The 15,812-nt window shown below is 71.9% G+C and carries 17 protein-coding genes; 13 read left to right on the plus strand and 4 right to left on the minus strand.

The genetic code is table 11. The annotated features are described in order from the left end of the window. Nucleotide 1 precedes the first annotated feature (1 nt). Nucleotides 2–463, minus strand: coding sequence for a hypothetical protein (locus tag caldi_RS05245; RefSeq protein WP_264844054.1), 462 nt, complete (start codon nt 461–463; stop codon nt 2–4). 71 nt (nt 464–534) lie between these two features. Between caldi_RS05245 and caldi_RS05250 the strand changes: the two genes are divergently transcribed. The 5 genes from caldi_RS05250 to caldi_RS05270 all read left to right on the plus strand — a co-directional run bounded on the left by caldi_RS05250 (nt 535) and on the right by caldi_RS05270 (nt 4,649). Continuing rightward, nucleotides 535–1,611 (plus strand): pseudouridine synthase, encoded by a 1,077-nt coding sequence (locus caldi_RS05250; RefSeq protein ID WP_319951798.1) that lies wholly within the window; start codon nt 535–537, stop codon nt 1,609–1,611. 99 nt (nt 1,612–1,710) lie between these two features. Further along, a complete protein-coding gene (locus caldi_RS05255) occupies nt 1,711–2,811 on the plus strand; it encodes an ABC transporter ATP-binding protein (RefSeq protein ID WP_264844055.1) in 1,101 nt (366 codons plus the stop codon). 35 nt (nt 2,812–2,846) lie between these two features. After that, complete coding sequence (locus caldi_RS05260) at nt 2,847–3,656, plus strand: GNAT family N-acetyltransferase (protein WP_264844056.1); 810 nt, start codon at nt 2,847–2,849, stop codon at nt 3,654–3,656. An 18-nt stretch (nt 3,657–3,674) separates the two neighbouring features. After that, nucleotides 3,675–4,031: a hypothetical protein gene (locus caldi_RS05265; protein WP_264844057.1), complete on the plus strand. Its 357-nt coding sequence runs from the start codon at nt 3,675–3,677 to the stop codon at nt 4,029–4,031. Between the two features lie 12 nt (nt 4,032–4,043). Further along, nucleotides 4,044–4,649, plus strand: a complete 606-nt coding sequence (locus tag caldi_RS05270) for a DedA family protein (RefSeq protein WP_264844058.1) — start codon at nt 4,044–4,046, stop codon at nt 4,647–4,649. Between the two features lie 24 nt (nt 4,650–4,673). Here the strand turns inward: caldi_RS05270 and caldi_RS05275 are convergent, their stop codons facing one another. Further along, a complete protein-coding gene (locus tag caldi_RS05275; protein ID WP_264844059.1) occupies nt 4,674–5,057 on the minus strand; it encodes a hypothetical protein in 384 nt (127 codons plus the stop codon). A 45-nt stretch (nt 5,058–5,102) separates the two neighbouring features. On the opposite strand from caldi_RS05275, the gene caldi_RS05280 reads away from it, so the two are divergent. From caldi_RS05280 to caldi_RS05300, 5 genes are all read left to right on the plus strand, one after another. Beyond that, nucleotides 5,103–5,864, plus strand: coding sequence for a hypothetical protein (locus caldi_RS05280; RefSeq protein ID WP_264844060.1), 762 nt, complete (start codon nt 5,103–5,105; stop codon nt 5,862–5,864). Between the two features lie 413 nt (nt 5,865–6,277). Further along, nucleotides 6,278–7,828 carry a ribonuclease Y gene (gene rny, locus caldi_RS05285; protein WP_406568101.1) on the plus strand — a complete coding sequence of 517 codons (1,551 nt, stop codon included), beginning with the start codon at nt 6,278–6,280 and terminating at the stop codon, nt 7,826–7,828. A gap of 262 nt (nt 7,829–8,090) precedes the next feature. Then, nucleotides 8,091–8,897 carry a TIGR00282 family metallophosphoesterase gene (locus tag caldi_RS05290; RefSeq protein WP_264844061.1) on the plus strand — a complete coding sequence of 269 codons (807 nt, stop codon included), beginning with the start codon at nt 8,091–8,093 and terminating at the stop codon, nt 8,895–8,897. Between the two features lie 62 nt (nt 8,898–8,959). Beyond that, a complete protein-coding gene (locus caldi_RS05295) occupies nt 8,960–9,220 on the plus strand; it encodes a stage V sporulation protein S (protein ID WP_264844062.1) in 261 nt (86 codons plus the stop codon). A 138-nt stretch (nt 9,221–9,358) separates the two neighbouring features. Then, complete coding sequence (locus caldi_RS05300) at nt 9,359–10,906, plus strand: leucyl aminopeptidase family protein (protein ID WP_264844063.1); 1,548 nt, start codon at nt 9,359–9,361, stop codon at nt 10,904–10,906. 91 nt (nt 10,907–10,997) lie between these two features. On the opposite strand, the gene caldi_RS05305 is transcribed toward caldi_RS05300, so the two are convergent. Continuing rightward, nucleotides 10,998–11,210 (minus strand): hypothetical protein, encoded by a 213-nt coding sequence (locus tag caldi_RS05305; RefSeq protein WP_264844064.1) that lies wholly within the window; start codon nt 11,208–11,210, stop codon nt 10,998–11,000. A gap of 257 nt (nt 11,211–11,467) precedes the next feature. Between caldi_RS05305 and caldi_RS05310 the strand changes: the two genes are divergently transcribed. The 3 genes from caldi_RS05310 to caldi_RS05320 all read left to right on the plus strand — a co-directional run bounded on the left by caldi_RS05310 (nt 11,468) and on the right by caldi_RS05320 (nt 14,482). Beyond that, nucleotides 11,468–12,433, plus strand: coding sequence for a LysR family transcriptional regulator (locus caldi_RS05310; protein WP_264844065.1), 966 nt, complete (start codon nt 11,468–11,470; stop codon nt 12,431–12,433). A 40-nt stretch (nt 12,434–12,473) separates the two neighbouring features. Then, a complete protein-coding gene (locus caldi_RS05315; RefSeq protein WP_264844066.1) occupies nt 12,474–12,758 on the plus strand; it encodes a 4a-hydroxytetrahydrobiopterin dehydratase in 285 nt (94 codons plus the stop codon). A 146-nt stretch (nt 12,759–12,904) separates the two neighbouring features. Beyond that, complete coding sequence (locus caldi_RS05320; RefSeq protein ID WP_264844067.1) at nt 12,905–14,482, plus strand: amino acid permease; 1,578 nt, start codon at nt 12,905–12,907, stop codon at nt 14,480–14,482. Between the two features lie 12 nt (nt 14,483–14,494). Here caldi_RS05320 and caldi_RS05325 read toward each other — a convergent pair whose 3' ends face one another. After that, entirely contained in the window at nt 14,495–15,463 is a 969-nt protein-coding gene (locus caldi_RS05325) for a TerC family protein (protein WP_264844068.1), read from the minus strand. Nucleotides 15,464–15,812 lie beyond the last annotated feature (349 nt).

Here is a 15,812-nt window from a genome sequence, read left to right on the forward strand (position 1 = left end):
CTCAGGCGGCCGGCAGGAGCCGGCCCAGCCCGATGCGGTACCGGCCCGGCAGCATCTCCTCCGCGACGAGCCGGGGATCGTCCAGCGTCGCCGACACCGGCTCGGCCAGGTCGGTCCGGAGCACCAGGTGCACGCCGTCCACGAGCGCGGGCAGGTCTCGGAACACGTTGGTCCTGAGCCCCAGGACCACCTGACTGCCGGCCGGAAGGGGGACCGGTACGGGAAGGCAGGGGCGGGCCTGGTTCGGGCCGAGGCCGGCGGCCTCGGCGTCGATCTGGCAGATGTAGGTGCGACCCGTGCCCGCCAGTCGCCGCCCCGCCTGGATCACGACGGGCAGGTGATACTCGTCGCGGCCCAGGGAGCGGCGGAGGACGCCGGCGGGCAGCATGAGCCAGGTCTCGAAGAAGGAGCCGAGGCCGAGCCGGGTGGGGGAGCGGGCCACGAGTTCGACGCCCAGGCGCACGGAGCCGTCACCTACCTGCGCGCGGCTGCCCTATCGTATTCCCGGGCTCGGAGCGGGGTGAGGTGCTGGCCATGGCAAGGCGGGACAAGCCCACGTCACGGCCGGAGTCGGGCAGGAAAAAGGTTCCCGGCCGGGAGGACACCGCCCGGCGGCGGCCGGCCCCGGGCCGGCGCCGCGCCGCGGAGACCGGCCTGGTGACCGGGGAGCCGGAACGCCTGCAGAAGATCCTGGCCCGCGCCGGCGTGGCCTCCCGGCGGCACAGCGAGGAGCTCATCCTGGCCGGCCGCGTCCGCGTCAACGGAGAGGTGGTCACCCGGCTCGGCACCCGGGCGGTGGCCGGGGTGGACCGGATCGAGGTCGACGGCCGGCCCATCGGCGAGCGGGAGCCGCTGGCCTACGTGGTCCTGAACAAGCCGAAGGGCTACGTGACCACGCTTCACGACCCCGAGGGGCGCCCCACGGTGGTGGATCTCATCGAGGGCGCCCCGGTGCGGCTGTACCCGGTCGGCCGTCTCGACTACGACACGGAGGGGCTCTTGCTGCTCACCAACGACGGCGAGCTGGCCCACGCGCTGGCCCACCCGTCCTCCGAGGTCAGCAAGACGTACGTGGCCCGGGTCCGGGGGGTCCCGACGGCCGCCAAGCTCCGGACCCTCGAGCAGGGCGTGAGGCTCGAAGACGGCATCACCGCCCCGGCCCGCGTGCGGCTCCTGGCGGTGCGCACCGACCGGCGAAACCCCCGGAACCAGGTGGCAACGGTGGAGCTCACCATCCACGAGGGCCGCAACCGCCAGGTTCGCCGCATGCTGGCGGCGGTGGGGCACGAGGTCATCCAGCTGACCCGGACCCGGGTTGGCCCCCTTCGGCTGGCCGGCCTGGCCCCGGGGGAATTCCGCTACCTGACGCTGCGCGACATCAAGAGCCTGCGGCACGCCGCCGGGCTCCCGGCCGACCCGCCCGGCCCGCTGGCCCCGGTGCCGGCCGGGCCGGAGCGCGGCGCAGCCGGCGTGCCCGAGCCGTCGCCGGCCCCATCGCCCCGGCGCCCGCCGTCCCGGCGGCCCGGGGCCCGCCAGGGGCCGGCCGGGGCCGCGGGGAAGCCGCCCCGGAAGGAGATGCGGCGCTCCGCAACGAAATCTTCGCGAGCCTGAGTGGGCCGGCCGTTCGCGGGACCAGCCGGCGTTCCGCCGGGGGCCGGCCGGCTCGCGCGAATACACCAGGGCTCAAGGGGCCAAAGGGGGACAAGCGGCTTGGCCAGGGTCGTGCTCCGCGGCGTCACCAAGAAGTTCGGCGAAGTCGTGGCGGTGAGGGATTTCAACCTCGAGATCGAGGACCGGGAGTTCGTCGTGTTCGTGGGCCCATCGGGCTGCGGCAAGTCAACCACCCTGCGGATGGTCGCTGGGCTGGAGGAGGTCACGTCGGGGGAGATCTATATCGGCGACCGCCTCGTGAACGACGTGCCGCCCAAGGATCGGGACATCGCCATGGTGTTCCAGAACTACGCCCTGTATCCGCACATGAACGTGTACGAGAACATGGCCTTCGGGCTCAAGCTGCGGAAGTTCCCCCGCCACGAGATCGACCGGCGGGTGCGGGAGGCGGCCGCGATCCTGGGTCTGGAGAACCTCTTGGGGCGCAAGCCGCGTGAGCTCTCCGGTGGCCAGCGGCAGCGGGTGGCGCTCGGGCGGGCTATCGTCCGCAACCCCAAGGTGTTCCTCATGGACGAGCCCCTCTCGAACCTCGACGCGAAGCTCCGCGTGCAGATGCGGACCGAACTGGCCAAGCTGCACCAGCGGCTCCAGACGACGACCATCTACGTGACCCATGACCAGGTCGAGGCCATGACGATGGGCGACCGGATCGTGGTCATGAAGGACGGCGTGATCCAGCAGGTCGCCCCGCCCCAGGAACTGTACGACCGCCCCGCCAACGTGTTCGTGGCAGGCTTCATCGGTTCCCCCGCCATGAACTTCCTGCGGGGCCGGATCGTCGTCGAGGGCGACCGGACCGTGTTCGACGGCGGTGCGCTCCGGATCCACCTGAACGGCGCTCTCCGGCAGCCGGCGGCAGCCTACGCAGGCAAGCCGGTCATCCTGGGCATCCGCCCGGAGGACATCGAGGCCGATCCCGCGTTCGTGGAGACGCACCCCGGGACGCGTGTGGAGAGCGTGGTGGAGGTCGTGGAGCCCCTGGGCTCCGAGGTATACCTCTACCTGCGCGCGGGTGAACATAACCTCACGGCCCGCGTGGACCCCGGTCTCCGCGTGCAGGACGGCGACCGTCTCACCATCGCGCTGAACACGGACAAGGTGCACCTGTTCGACCCGGAGACGGAGCGGGCCATCCGGTAGGCGGCGCGTGCTGCTCCAGGGGGGAGGTGGGGGGAGTGGCGATCTCGGAAACGCCCTCCTTCCCGGCGCGAGACCCGCGGTGGTGGCGCATGGAGGAGCTCCTCCTCGAGATGCGGACCATCTGGTTCGGCGCGGTGCCACGCCCGTTCCACTCGGGCACCCTCCTGGTGGAGCCCGAGGGGGAGCTCGTCGGGCTCGTCGACGGGACGCCCGAGGAGGCCGACGCCCTGGTGGCGGAGGCCCGACGGCGCCAGGCGTACGTGGTCGTCACCCCGTTCACCCAGCCCCATGACCTGTCCAGTCGCCTGCGCGCCGCCGGATACCGGCTGGTGCAGCGACAGGGGACCTACATCTACGAGCCCGGCGACCAGCCGGCCCCCCTCCGGCCCGCCCGGCGCGGCCTCATCCGGCTCCTGCGCCGGCCGCTGCCGATCCGGATCGAGGTCGTCGGCGAGGACCGGCTGCCGCTCTGGAACCGGATCTGTTACACTGCGTTCGGGCCCCGCGGCCAGACCGAGGAGGAGTCGCTCCGGGAGAAGGAGCGGGCCTTCGCCAACATGGGCCCGGCCGGCACCTGGTACCTGGCGTACGCGGGCGACGAGCCCGCCGCCACCGCCATCCTCTACCAGGGCCGTGAGGCCTCGGAGCTCCTCGCCGTCGGCACCGTGCCCCGGTTCCGGGGCCGCGGGCTGGCCACGGCGCTGGTGCGGCGGGCCATCGCCGATTTCTCCCGTCGCGGGCAGGGGTTCCTGTTCCTCGACACGCGGCCCGGCAGCGGGCCGGAGCGGCTCTATGCCAAGCTCGGGTTCCGGCCGGCCTACGTTCGCTCGATCTATGGCCTGTGATCCGGAGGGATCCCGTAGTTGACGACCGTGACCATGACCGCCTTGTTGAAACACAAGCTCTTCGGCGACTACTCCCGGGGGCTACGGCCGCTTCAGTACCGGCAGAACGAGTGGAAGGAACTCACCCGTGGGAAGGAGCGGGCGGCGCGCCTCATCGCGAAGTCCATCCTGGGCGTTCCCAGCGCCCACCACGGTGACCAGGACCACCCGATGTGGTGCTTTTCCTTCGAGGACGGCGGGCTCCTGACCGTGTTCATCCACCGCGGCAACAACCAGGTACAGCTTTCCGCCCGGGGGGAGGCCGAGTCCGCCGGCCTGCGGGAGGCGGTGGACTTCCTGCTGGCCGAGTTCGGGGCGCGCCTGCGCCAGCTCTGAAGGAGGACCTCCGTGGACCCCGGGGAGCTCATTCGCAGGTTCGGGCTCTTGGTCCCGTTTCTGAACGCGCTGCTGGAGAACAGCGGGATCCCCGTCCCCTCCGAGGCCACGTGGCTCCTGACCGGGTACCTCGCGGGGCGGGGACACCTGGGCTTTCTGGGGGCACTGGGAGCGGGCCTCGCCGGCGCGCTCGCCGGCGCCACCCTCAGCTACCGCATCGGGGCTGCGGTCGGCACCGGGTGGCTGCTCGGGGCCGGCCGGCGGTTCGGCGTCCGGCCGGAGCACGTCCGCCTGGCGGAGGCGTGGCTCTCGCGCCACGGCACCTGGGCGGTGTTGCTGGGACGATTCGTGCCCCTCGTTCGCGCACTCGTGGGCTACCCGGCAGGGATGGCCGGGATGCCCTTCGGCCGCTACCTGATCCTCAGCCTGGTCGGGTACGGGGCCTGGGCGGCGGCATCCCTCACGGCCGGCTACCTCCTCGGTGAGAACTGGCAACTGGTGCTCGCCTACCTCGAGGAGTTGCTCCTCGTGGGCGGGCTGCTGGCGGTGCTCTACGCCGCGGTTTGGGCCTGGCGGCGGGGGGCACGCCGCGGTGCCCGGGCGCCGGGCGCGGACTGACCGCCGGGAAGCCCCGGCCGGGCCTCAGCAGCGTCCGCCCAGCCTCCGGATGATGTCCAGGGCTTCTTCGAGCCGCTCCTCCGGCACCACCGCGGTGAGGAGGACGCCATGGCCCCCGGCCACGAGGGGGCCGGCCATGCCGCTCACCTCGGGCATCGCCGCCACGAGCGGTCGGACGTCGTCGCCGGGCAGCTTGCCCGTCTCGTCCTGCCACACGACCCCCTGTGTGGGGGTCTCCCCCGTGCGGAGGCGGGCCCGGTCGGGCTCGGGGTCGTAACCCCCGGCTCCGATCCGGTCCACCTGGACCGTCCGGAACCCGGCCCCGAGGAGGGCTTCCCGGGCGGCGACGGCCCGGGGATACTGGCCAAAGGTGGCCAGGATGCTGCGCTCACCGGGGTCTAGCCTCACGATTCATCCCCCTCGCAGCAGTATGCACCGGGAGGCGGGGCGCCGTTGCACTGGTGGGACGAAGCCGAGCACCGCGCGCTCCGCCAGCGCGGGCAGGCGACGCTGGCGCTCGGCATCTGGCGCCGGCTGCGGGAGGCCGGCTTCGACGCGCACCTGAGCCTCCTTCCGGCTCACGGCCTCGCACGGCTGTACCTGGCCGCCTGCGATCTCGTGCAGGTGACCGAATCCCTCCTGGTTGCGCCGGCCGGAGAGCTGTCCCTGCACCTGTACGAACTGGCGGACTGGTGCCGGGCGGCGTGGGCCGCCGTCGACTGGAGCGAGCGGCCGTTTCTCGTCCTCCTGGACAGCCTGCGCCTCGACCCCGACGACTGGCCTCCCGCCGCCGCGGCGGGTGCCGGGGCGGTGACGCCGGCGCCGCCCCCGGAGGAGGCTCCCAAGCTGGAGGGGCGTTACGAGCGCCGCCACCTCCTGTACGAGCGCCTGGACCTCCGGATGGAGGCGGAGGGGCTCCCCGCCGAGGTGCGCCGGCCCCTGGCCCGCGACCTCGCCACCGTCTACGAGGAGTTCCTCGTGACCCTGTGGCAGGTGCACGACCTGCTGTCGGCGGGAGAGAGGGCGCGCCGCCGGGCGTGGGAGCGCCTGCTCGTGGACGTGAACGCTACCTTCCACTTCCACGTGGGGCCGCGCTACCTGCGGCCGGGGCCGCCGGACCCGGGGGCGCCGGGGGGATTCCCTCTCCCCGGCTGGGTCGCGCTGGCGCTCTCGGGCGGTATGGCGGGCCCAGCGCCCGTGGGAGGCGAATCTTGACACAAGAGAACTGCGGGCGGTATGCTAACGCGTAGATTCGCGTCGGCATGTGATCCCCCATCAGGTTCTGCATAGATCGGCAGCAGGGTCTGTAGCGTGGCCCCGTTGCCGCCCTATCGGGCGACGGAACATATCCGGGTGCACACTGCACCCGCTGTGGCCGGAAACACGGTCCGGACTTCCGGAACTACGCCCGGCGGAGGGTTGCACGACCGGAACGAATTTTGTTTATGGCGGTTGCGGCGAAGCCGCGTCCGGCGGGAGCCCCCGGGGGGCGTCCCGCGACATAAGCAAAATGACCCAGGTCGGCCGCGCGATGGGAACGATCCATGCCGAACCGGATCGCACAGGTTCGGCTTCTTCTTTTTCTCTGCTCATAGGCTCACACGGGCAGAGACCCTGGACCGGAGGGGGTGAAGAGCACGACGGCAGGTATCACGATCGGGATCGCAGCGGTGGCGCTCGTTGCCGGGGCCGCCGCCGGCTACCTGTTCCGCAAGGTGCAGGCCGAGCGCGGGGTGGCGGCCGCCGAGGCCCGGGCGCGCGAGATCCTCGAGGAGGCCCAGCGGCAGGCGGAAGCGCACCGCAAGGAGGCAGTGCTGGAGGCGAAGGAAGAGGTTCACCGCCAGCGCCAGGAGTTCGAGCGCGAGCTCCGGGAGCGCCGGGCGGAGATCCAGCGCCTGGAGCGCCGCCTCGTGCAGAAGGAGGAGCACCTGGACCGCAAGGTCGAGAGCCTCGAGCGCAAGGAGGAGCAGCTCGCACGCCGGGAGCGGGAGCTCCAGCGGCAGCAGGAAGTGCTCCAGGACCTCGAACAGCAGAAGCGGGCGGAACTGGAGCGGATCTCCGGGCTCAGCCAGGAGGAGGCGCAGCGGCTCTTCCTCGCGCAGGTCGAACAGGAGGCCCGCCAGGATGCGGCCCGGCTGGTCCGGGAGATCGAGCAGCAGGCCCGCGAGGAGGCGGAACGCCGGGCGCGGGACATCCTGTCCACCGCCATCCAGCGGATCGCCGCCGACCACACGTCGGAGACCACCATCACGGTGGTGCAGCTGCCCAACGACGAGATGAAGGGCCGGATCATCGGCCGCGAGGGCCGGAACATCCGGACCCTGGAAACCCTGACGGGCATCGACCTCATCATCGACGATACGCCGGAGGCCGTTGTCGTCTCCGGCTTCGACCCGATCCGCCGCGAGGTGGCCCGGGTGGCTCTCCAGAAGCTCATCGCCGACGGCCGGATCCACCCGGCCCGCATCGAGGAGATGGTGGAGAAGGCGCAGCGGGAGATCGAGCAGCGGATCCGGGAAGAGGGCGAAGCGGCGTGCTTCGAGACCGGCGTGCACGGCCTGCACCCCGAGCTGGTGAAGCTCCTGGGCCGGCTCCGGTTCCGCTATTCGTATGGCCAGAACGTCCTGAAGCACTCGATCGAGGTGGCCCACCTGGCAGGCATCATGGCGTCCGAGCTGGGCGTGAACGCCGAGGTCGCTCGCCGGGCCGGGCTCTTGCACGACATCGGCAAGGCGGTCGACCACGAGATGGAGGGCTCCCACGTGCAGATCGGGGTGCACCTCCTGCGCAAGTACAGGGAGCACCCTGACGTGATCCACGCCATGGAGACCCACCACGGGGACGTGGAGCCCCGCTCCGTGGAGGCGGTCCTGGTCACGGCGGCGGACGCCGTGTCGGCGTCGCGCCCCGGGGCGCGCCGGGAGACCCTCGAGAGCTACATCAAGCGGCTGGAGAAGCTGGAGGCCATCGCGGACTCCTTCGAAGGGGTCGAGAAGGCGTACGCCATCCAGGCCGGGCGCGAGGTCCGGATCATGGTCAAGCCGGATCGGGTGGACGACTTCGGCGCGATCAAGCTGTCCAAGGAGATCGCGCAGCGCATCGAGAACGAGCTCGAGTACCCGGGCCAGATCAAGGTCACGGTCATCCGGGAGAGCCGCGCGGTGGAGTACGCGCGCTGAGCCGGGCGCTCGGCCGCCGGCAGGGCAGGGGCCGCCCCCGTGCGGGGTGCGGCCCCTCTGCGTTTCCGACGCGACAGGTGCGATAAACGCGGTCACGCGCGGCGGGAAGGCGGCATAGAAAACACCCGGGGACTGCCGGCGCGAACCCGGGGGCGGGTCGCTGCGTAATTCGTCGTGAAGGCGTTGTGGGGTCCGGCACGGGAGGTGGGAGCCGCCCCACCGGCTGGCACTCTGCTATAATCCTGCCGGTGGGGGTAAGAGCTTGAACATCCTCTTCTTCGGCGACGTCGTCGGCAAGGCTGGCCGGCAGTTCCTGGCCCGCCGTCTCGGGCCCCTGCGGCGGGAGCACGGGGCGGACCTGGTCGTGGTGAACGGGGAGAACGCCGCCGCCGGGGCCGGCATCACCCCGGCCGTCACCCAGGAGCTCCTGCGCCTGGGGGTGGATGTCGTGACGCTGGGCAACCACGCCTGGGACCGTCGTGACATCCAGACGTACATCGACTCGGAGCCCCGGCTCCTGAGGCCGCTCAACCTGCCTGCGGGTACGCCCGGCTTCGGCTCGGCGGTGGTGAACACGGCCGCCGGCAGGGCAGCGGTCGTCTGCCTGCACGGACGGGTCTTCTTCCCGTTCCACCCGGACGATCCGTTCCGTGTGGTCCAGTCGGAGGTGGAACGCCTCCGCGAGATCACCCCCGTGATCGTGGTGGACTTCCACGGCGAGGCCACGTCCGAGAAGGCGGCCCTCGGGTACTTCCTGGACGGCAAGGTGAGCGCGGTCGTCGGAACCCACACGCACGTGCAGACGGCAGATGAGCGCATCCTCCCCGGGGGTACCGCGTACATCACCGACGTGGGCATGTGCGGGCCCCAGCACTCGGTCATCGGCATGGACGTGGAGCAGGCGCTGCAGCGGTTCCTGACCCAGTTGCCGGTCCGCCTGGAGGTGGCCAGGGGCCCGGCGGTGCTGTCGGCGGTGGTGATCACGGTCGACCCGGGGACGGGGAAGGCCTTGGGCATCCGGCGCATCCTGGAGCACGAGCAGCCGGACGACCCTGACAATTCGGATTGAAGTCAGCCGGTGCGGACCAGAGCTTCATCCGGCAGAGGGAAGGAATGGGGGAGGATCCTGCCGTGGACGTGCTAAAGGTGTCTGCCAAGTCCAGCCCGAACGCGGTCGCGGGCGCCCTGGCCGGTTGCATCCGGGAGAAGGGGTGCGCGGAGCTGCAGGCCATCGGTGCCGGGGCCCTCAACCAGGCAGTCAAGGCGGTGGCCATCGCCCGGGGGTTCGTGGCCCCCAGTGGGATGGACCTCATTTGTATCCCGGCCTTCACGGACCTGAAGATCGACGGTGAGGAACGCACCGCCATCAAGCTCATCGTCCAGCCCCGCTAGGGAACGCGGACGCGCCGCCGCCCGGTTTGCCGGGCGGCGGCGCTCCATGTGCGCCCAGAACCGCTCCCGGCGCCGCCTGGGCGGAGGAACGCGCCGGGCGCGCGTGGAAGTCCAAGCGCCGGGGAGGCTGGAGACGCCATGACCGAAGTGCAGGTCGTGACCGGGAACATCACCGACATCGACTGCGACGTCCTGATCGTCAACCTCTTCGAGGGCGTGACCCGCCCCGGCGGGGCCACGGGGGCGGTCGACGCCGCGCTCGGCGGCCTCATCTCGGACGCCATCCGGGCCGGGGACCTCACCGGGCGCTGGGGTGAGACGGCCATCCTGTACACTGGGGGCCGGATCCGAGCCCGGAAGGTGCTCGTGGCCGGCCTGGGCCAGGCGGCGCGGTTCGGGTACCGGGAGGTCTTCCGCGTGGCGGCCCTGGCGGCGCGGGCCGCCCGGGCGTCGGGCGCCACCCGGATCGCCTCCATCGCTCACGGGGCGGGGATCGGCGGGCTGGACCCCGCCCGGGCCGCCCAGTTCACCGTCGACGGGACGCTGCACGGCCTCTACCGGTTCGCGGGGTACCGCACGGAGCCACAGCCCGAGCGCCCCCAGGTGGAGGCGTTCCTCCTGGTCGAGCGGGACCCGGAGAGGGCCCGGGCGATGGCCGAAGGGGCGCGGACCGGCCGGCTGCTGGCCGAGGCGGCGGCCTGGGCCCGGGACCTCGGCAACCGGCCAGGGAACCGCCTCACGGCGGCGATGCTGGCGGACGAGGCGGTCGCCATGGCGCGCGACACGGGGCTCGAGGCGGAGGTGCTGGGCCCCGAGGAGGCGGAGCGGCTCGGCATGGGCCTCCTCCTCGCCGTGAACCGGGGCTCCGCGGAACCGGCGCGGGTGATCGTGCTCCGGCACCGCGGCGGCCGGAACTCCGGCCGGGCGGCTTCCGGGCAGCAGGCCGGCGGCGGGTGGCCGCTGGCGCTCGTGGGCAAGGGGCTCACCTTCGACACCGGCGGGATCTCCATCAAGCCGTCCGAGAACATGTGGGACATGAAGTTCGACATGTGCGGCGGCGCGGCGGTGCTCGGGGCCATGCGGGCGATCGCGCAGCTCGCCGTGCCCCTGGACGTGCTGGCGGTCGTGCCGGCCACCGACAACATGCCCGACGGCGCGAGCTACAAGCCGGGCGACGTGATCCGGGGCCTGTCCGGCAAGACCGTCGAGATCCGCAGCACGGACGCCGAGGGCCGGCTGATCCTCGCCGACGGCCTGGCCTACGCCGTCCGGGAAGGGGCACGGCGCCTGGTGACGATCTCCACCCTCACGGGCGGCGTGGCGGTGGCGCTCGGCAGCGTCCGCTTCGGCCTCCTGGCCAACGACGACCGCTGGTACGAGGAGGTCGCGGCGGCTGCCGAGGAGGCCGGGGAACGGGGCTGGCGCCTTCCGTCCGACGAGGACTACCGGGAACTCCTGCGGTCGCCGGTCGCGGACATGACCAACGGGGGGCGGCGGGAGGCCTCCACGATCCAGGGCGGGGTCTTCCTCTTCCAGCACGTCGGCGGGGTGCCGACCGTCCACATGGACATCGCGGCCACCGCGTGGTTGAGGGACAAGACGGCCGAGGCGGACGAGGGCGCCACGGCCGTCGGGCTGCGGACCCTGGTGGCGACGGCCCGGCGGCTCGCCGCCGCGGGCGGCTGAGGCTCCGCGAGGCAGAGAGAGGGCGGGCGGCCGGAAGTCGATCCGGCCGCCCGCCCGTGCCGCCACCGCGTGCCCGCCTGCACGCCCCGGATCACACCCTCGGTCCCACGCGGGTCCGCCGCGCCGGCGGCCAGGGGCCGTCGGCAAGGCGCAGCCCGGGCGGTGGCTCCGGCTTGTGGGTCCACCCCAGGAGCGGGTCGTCAGGGTACGCCGGCTCCTCGTCGAGGTCCGGTGGCACGTGCCTCAGGCTGAGCGATGGTGTGACGGCCCTGTGCGGGGGCCGCTCCGCCCGGTTCGGGGTCACGGTTGCCACCTCCCCTGCACAAGCGAGTCGGGGCACGCCAGGGGCGGCGCGTCCGGGTCGCAGTCCTATTGTACCACGCACGGGAATGAACAGGGCGGCCGTACGGCCGCCCGAATGGGAGGGGAGGGGCAGAAGGACCTGGTCCGCGCCCTGTTGCTTTACTGTTCCTGGATCGGTGGTCCTTCCGTCCTTGAGGATAGCGCAGGGCCTGGTATACTTCAAATGAATGGGTGGAATCCAGCGGATAACCCAAGGGAATGATGGCCACCATGCTGCTGCAGCACCTGATCACGTTCTCCCGGGTCGTCGAGACGGGCAGCTTCACCCGCGCCGCGCAGGCCCTCAACCTGAGCCAGCCGAGCGTCACGAAGCACGTGAGCAGCCTCGAGGCCTTCCTCGGCATCCAGCTCCTGGACCGGGACGGCAAGCGGATACACCTCACGCCCGCGGGGGAGGCGGTCTACGCTTACGCCAAGCGCATCCACCAGGCGGTGCTGGACTGCCAGGCCACGGTGCAGGCCATGAAGAGCCCCGACGTGGGCCTGGTGACCGTGGGCTCGGTGCACACGATCGGCCTCTACACCCTCCCGGACCTTCTGGCCGACTTCGCCCGGGCGTATCCCCACGTCCGCCTCATGGTGAAGACGGCGCCGATGGCCCAGACCCTGGACCTGCTCCTCCGCCATGAGATCGACATCGGCCTGGTGACGGCGCCGGTGAGCCACGAGCGCGTGGAGTGCGTCCCGCTTTACGAGGATCCCGTGCTCGTGGTCACCTCGCCCGAGCCCCGCTTCCCGCTGCCCCACCCGGTGGTCATGGAAGACCTCGGCCGCCTGCCGGTGATCGGCTACCAGCGCGGCAGCCGGTACCGGAGCTTCGTGGACTCTGCCCTGGAGGGGCTCGGGATCCACCCCCAGGTGCTGATGGAGTTCGACAGCCACGAGGCGGCCAAGGCCATGGCCGCGCTGGGGCTGGGAATCGCCCTCGTCCCGGCCTCCGCCGCCCGCCGCGACCTGGAGGAGGGGAAGCTGGTGGAGGTCCGGGTCCAGGGCCTGCCCCGCATCGCCCGGACCACCTGCATGATCCTGCGCCGGGACGGGCGGCTGTCACCGGCCGCCGCCAACCTCGCCCAGTTCATCCGGGAGCGCTTCCACGGCCACGGGCAGGCGGCCGTCCGGCCGGCCCCGGCAGAGCCGGCCAGAACCCGCGGCGCTGCAGGTTGAGCGGGCACCCGGGACACCACTCCGAGGGGAGGCATGTGCGGTGCGCCTGAGCGAGGCGGAGGTCCGTGAGCGCCTGAAGGGGCTTCCGGGCTGGACGTATACGGGCGGCCGGATCGAGAAGCGCTACCCGTTCCGCGCCTTCACCGACGGGCTGGCGTTCGTGAACCGGGTGGCGGCCATCGCCGAGGCTCTGGACCACCACCCGGACGTGCTCCTGCAGTACGGGTCCGTGACGCTCATGTGCACGACTCACAGCGAGAAGGGAGTGACGGAGAAGGACTTCGAACTGGCGGCCCGCTGCGAGCTCGCCCTCGCGGAGGAGTAGGGCGGCCGGTATCTCCGCCTGAGGCGCCCACCGGCCCGAAGGCACGGCGCGGAACCCACCGGGGCGGACGTTCGCCCCGGTGGGTTCGCGTCGCGCGAGACTGGCGGATACCGCCCGGTGATACTAGTCCGCGGAGGGGAGAACGGGTGGGACTTCTCCGGGAACTGTTCCGCACCCGCAACCCGGAACCGGCGCCGGCCGAAGGTGCGGGCCTCCGCCGGGTGCTCGGGTGGGTCGACCTGAGCGTCCTGGGCATCGGGGCCGTGATCGGCACGGGCATCTTCGTCCTGACCGGCGTCGGCGCGGCGCGGTACGCCGGCCCCGGGGTCACGCTCTCCTTCCTCCTGGCCGGGCTGGTCGCCGGACTCGCCGCGCTCGTCTACGCCGAACTGGCTGCCATGGTGCCGGTCTCCGGGAGCGCGTACACCTTCGCGTACGCCGCCCTGGGCGAGATCGTGGCGTGGGTGATCGGCTGGAACATGATCCTGGAGTACGCGGTCGCCGGGGGGGCCGTGGCGATCGGCTGGGGGTCCTACCTGGTCGACCTCCTCCGGGCCGCCGGGGTCACCCTGCGGCCGGCGCTCACGGAGCCGCCGCCCGCAGGGCTCGTGAACCTCCCGGCGATGCTGGTGAGCGTGGCGGTCACGGCCCTGGTCGCGCTGGGGACCCGGGAGAGTGCCCGGGCGAACCGCGTCATGGTCGGCCTCAAGCTCGCCGTCGTCCTGCTCTTCCTGGCGGTGGGGATTCGCTTCGTCGACCCGGCGAACTGGCGGCCGCTGCTGCCGTTCGGCTGGGCAGGCGTGGCGCGGGGGGCGGCGATCATCTTCTTCGCCTACGTCGGCTTCGACGCCGTGGCCACGGCCGCCGAGGAGGTCCGAAGCCCCGAGCGCGACGTGCCCCGCGGCATCCTGGGGGCGCTCGTGGTGGCGACCTCGCTGTATCTCGCCGTTTCGCTCGTCCTCACGGGCATGGTGCCCTACCCCCGGCTCGACACCGCTTCGCCGGTCGCGATGGCCCTGCTGGCCCACGGCCAGCGCCTGGCCGCCGGCGTGGTGTCCGCAGGGGCGGAGGTCGGGCTCCTGAGCGTGCTGATCGCGGTCACCTTCGCCCAGTCCCGCATCTTCTTCAGCATGAGCCGGGACGGGCTGCTCCCCCCGATCTTCTCCCGGGTGCACCCCCGCACCGGTACCCCCCTGGCGGGCACGCTCCTGACCGGAGCCGTGGCCGTGGTGATCGGGGGCTTCCTCCCGATCTCCGTGGTCGCCGAGCTGGCGAACATCGGAACGCTTTCCGCCTTCGTCGCGGTGGGGCTGGGCGTGTGGGTCCTGCGCCGGACCCGCCCGGAGGCCCGCCGCCCCTTCCGGACCCCGGGGATGCCCTGGACCGCGCTCGGGGTGGTCGTCTCCAGCCTGTACCTCATGTCCCGGCTGCCGGTGCTGACCTGGACCCGGTTCGGGGTCTGGCTGGCGATCGGCCTGGCCGTCTACTTCGCCTACGGCCGGCGGCATAGCCTCCTGGCCCGGCCGGCCCGCGCCCCGCGGGAGCCGCGTGCGCCGGCTGCCCCGGCCGAGCCCGTGCAGGGCGATGGGGTACCGGCGTGGACGCCCCCGGTACCCCCGGCAGCGCCCGGCCCTGCCCCCGAGCCTGCCCGCGCGTCCTGGGCTCCGCCGGCGGACGCGGCCGGCCCGGGCGGTGCGCCAACCGGGCACCCGCCCGGGCCGTGACGGGCAGCGGGATCAGCCCGTGTGCGTGCGGGCGGGATCCTCGGCGCCGCTGGCCGCCGTCTGCTCGTGCGCCGGCGCGGGAATGAGGACCGACGCGAGGACCGACACGACCAGCACCGTGAAGATGACCCCGAGGGACGCCAGGATGGGGATCTTGTAGAAGCCGGCGATGAGCATCTTCACGCCCACGAAGGCCAGGATCACGGAAAGGCCGTACTTCAGGAACCGGAAGAGGTCCATGATGCCGGCCAGCAGGAAGAACAGCGACCGGAGGCCGAGGATGGCGAAGATGTTGGAGGTGTAGACGATCAGCGGGTCATGCGATACGGCGAATACCGCCGGGATCGAGTCGACCGCGAACACGACGTCGGTGGTCTCGACCAGGATGAGGACCAGGAGGAGAGGGGTCGCCAGGAGGCGGCCGGCGCGGCGGACCAGGAAGAACTCACCCTCGTACCCCTCGGTCAGGGGCAGGACGCGGCGGGCCCAGCGGAACACGGGGTTGGCCTCCGGTTCCAGCTTCTCGTCCCTGGCCAGGGCCATCTTGGCGCCGGTGTACACCAGGAAGGCGCCGAACACGTACGGAATCCAGTGGAACGCCTCGAAGAGAGCGGCGCCGGCGGCGACGAAGATGCCGCGGATGACCACCGCGCCCAGGATGCCCCAGAAGAGCACCCGGTGCTGATACTCCGGCGCCACCTGGAAATACGAGAAGATCATGATGAATACGAAGAGGTTATCCACGCTCAAGGAATACTCGATGAGATAACCCGCCAGGAACTCCAGGGCCCGCTCGGGACCTTCCCAGAAGTAGACGAACACGTTGAAGGCCAGGGCCAGGGCGACCCAGACCAGCACCCACAGCCCCGCCTCCCGTGTGGACGGCCGGTGCGCCTTCCGGTTCAGGACCCCGAGGTCCACCGCCAGCGCCGTCACGATCATGATCGTGAACGGGACCCAAAGCCACAGCTCATGGGACATCGGCACCCCACCCTCCCGCGGTTCCCAAGAAATAAAACCTGCACGCCACCGGCGTGCAGGTCTTGCGTCCCGTGATCCCTGCCTGGGCAGGCGGGCGGACAGACCGGGCTGTTCGTGCCGTACTGACGGCCTGCCGTACCGGCCTCGGGGCCGGCCGCTACTCCCCTGCAATTCCCAGCGTAGGACAAACCCAAGACCTACGGTAACACAAGCATCGCTACCGGTAAAGGGTCGGAGCTGCCACTGCTGCCTTCCCGGTAGCCCTGTTTACCGCCACCATATTCGGGCGGGCGGCGAGGATATACCGACCTTCGAGGGGAAACCGGGGGTGCCGGCGCGACCCACCGCC

Origin of the sequence: Caldinitratiruptor microaerophilus (genome assembly GCF_025999835.1) — a bacterium.
Classification (GTDB): Bacteria; Bacillota; Sulfobacillia; order Symbiobacteriales; family ZC4RG38; genus Caldinitratiruptor; species Caldinitratiruptor microaerophilus.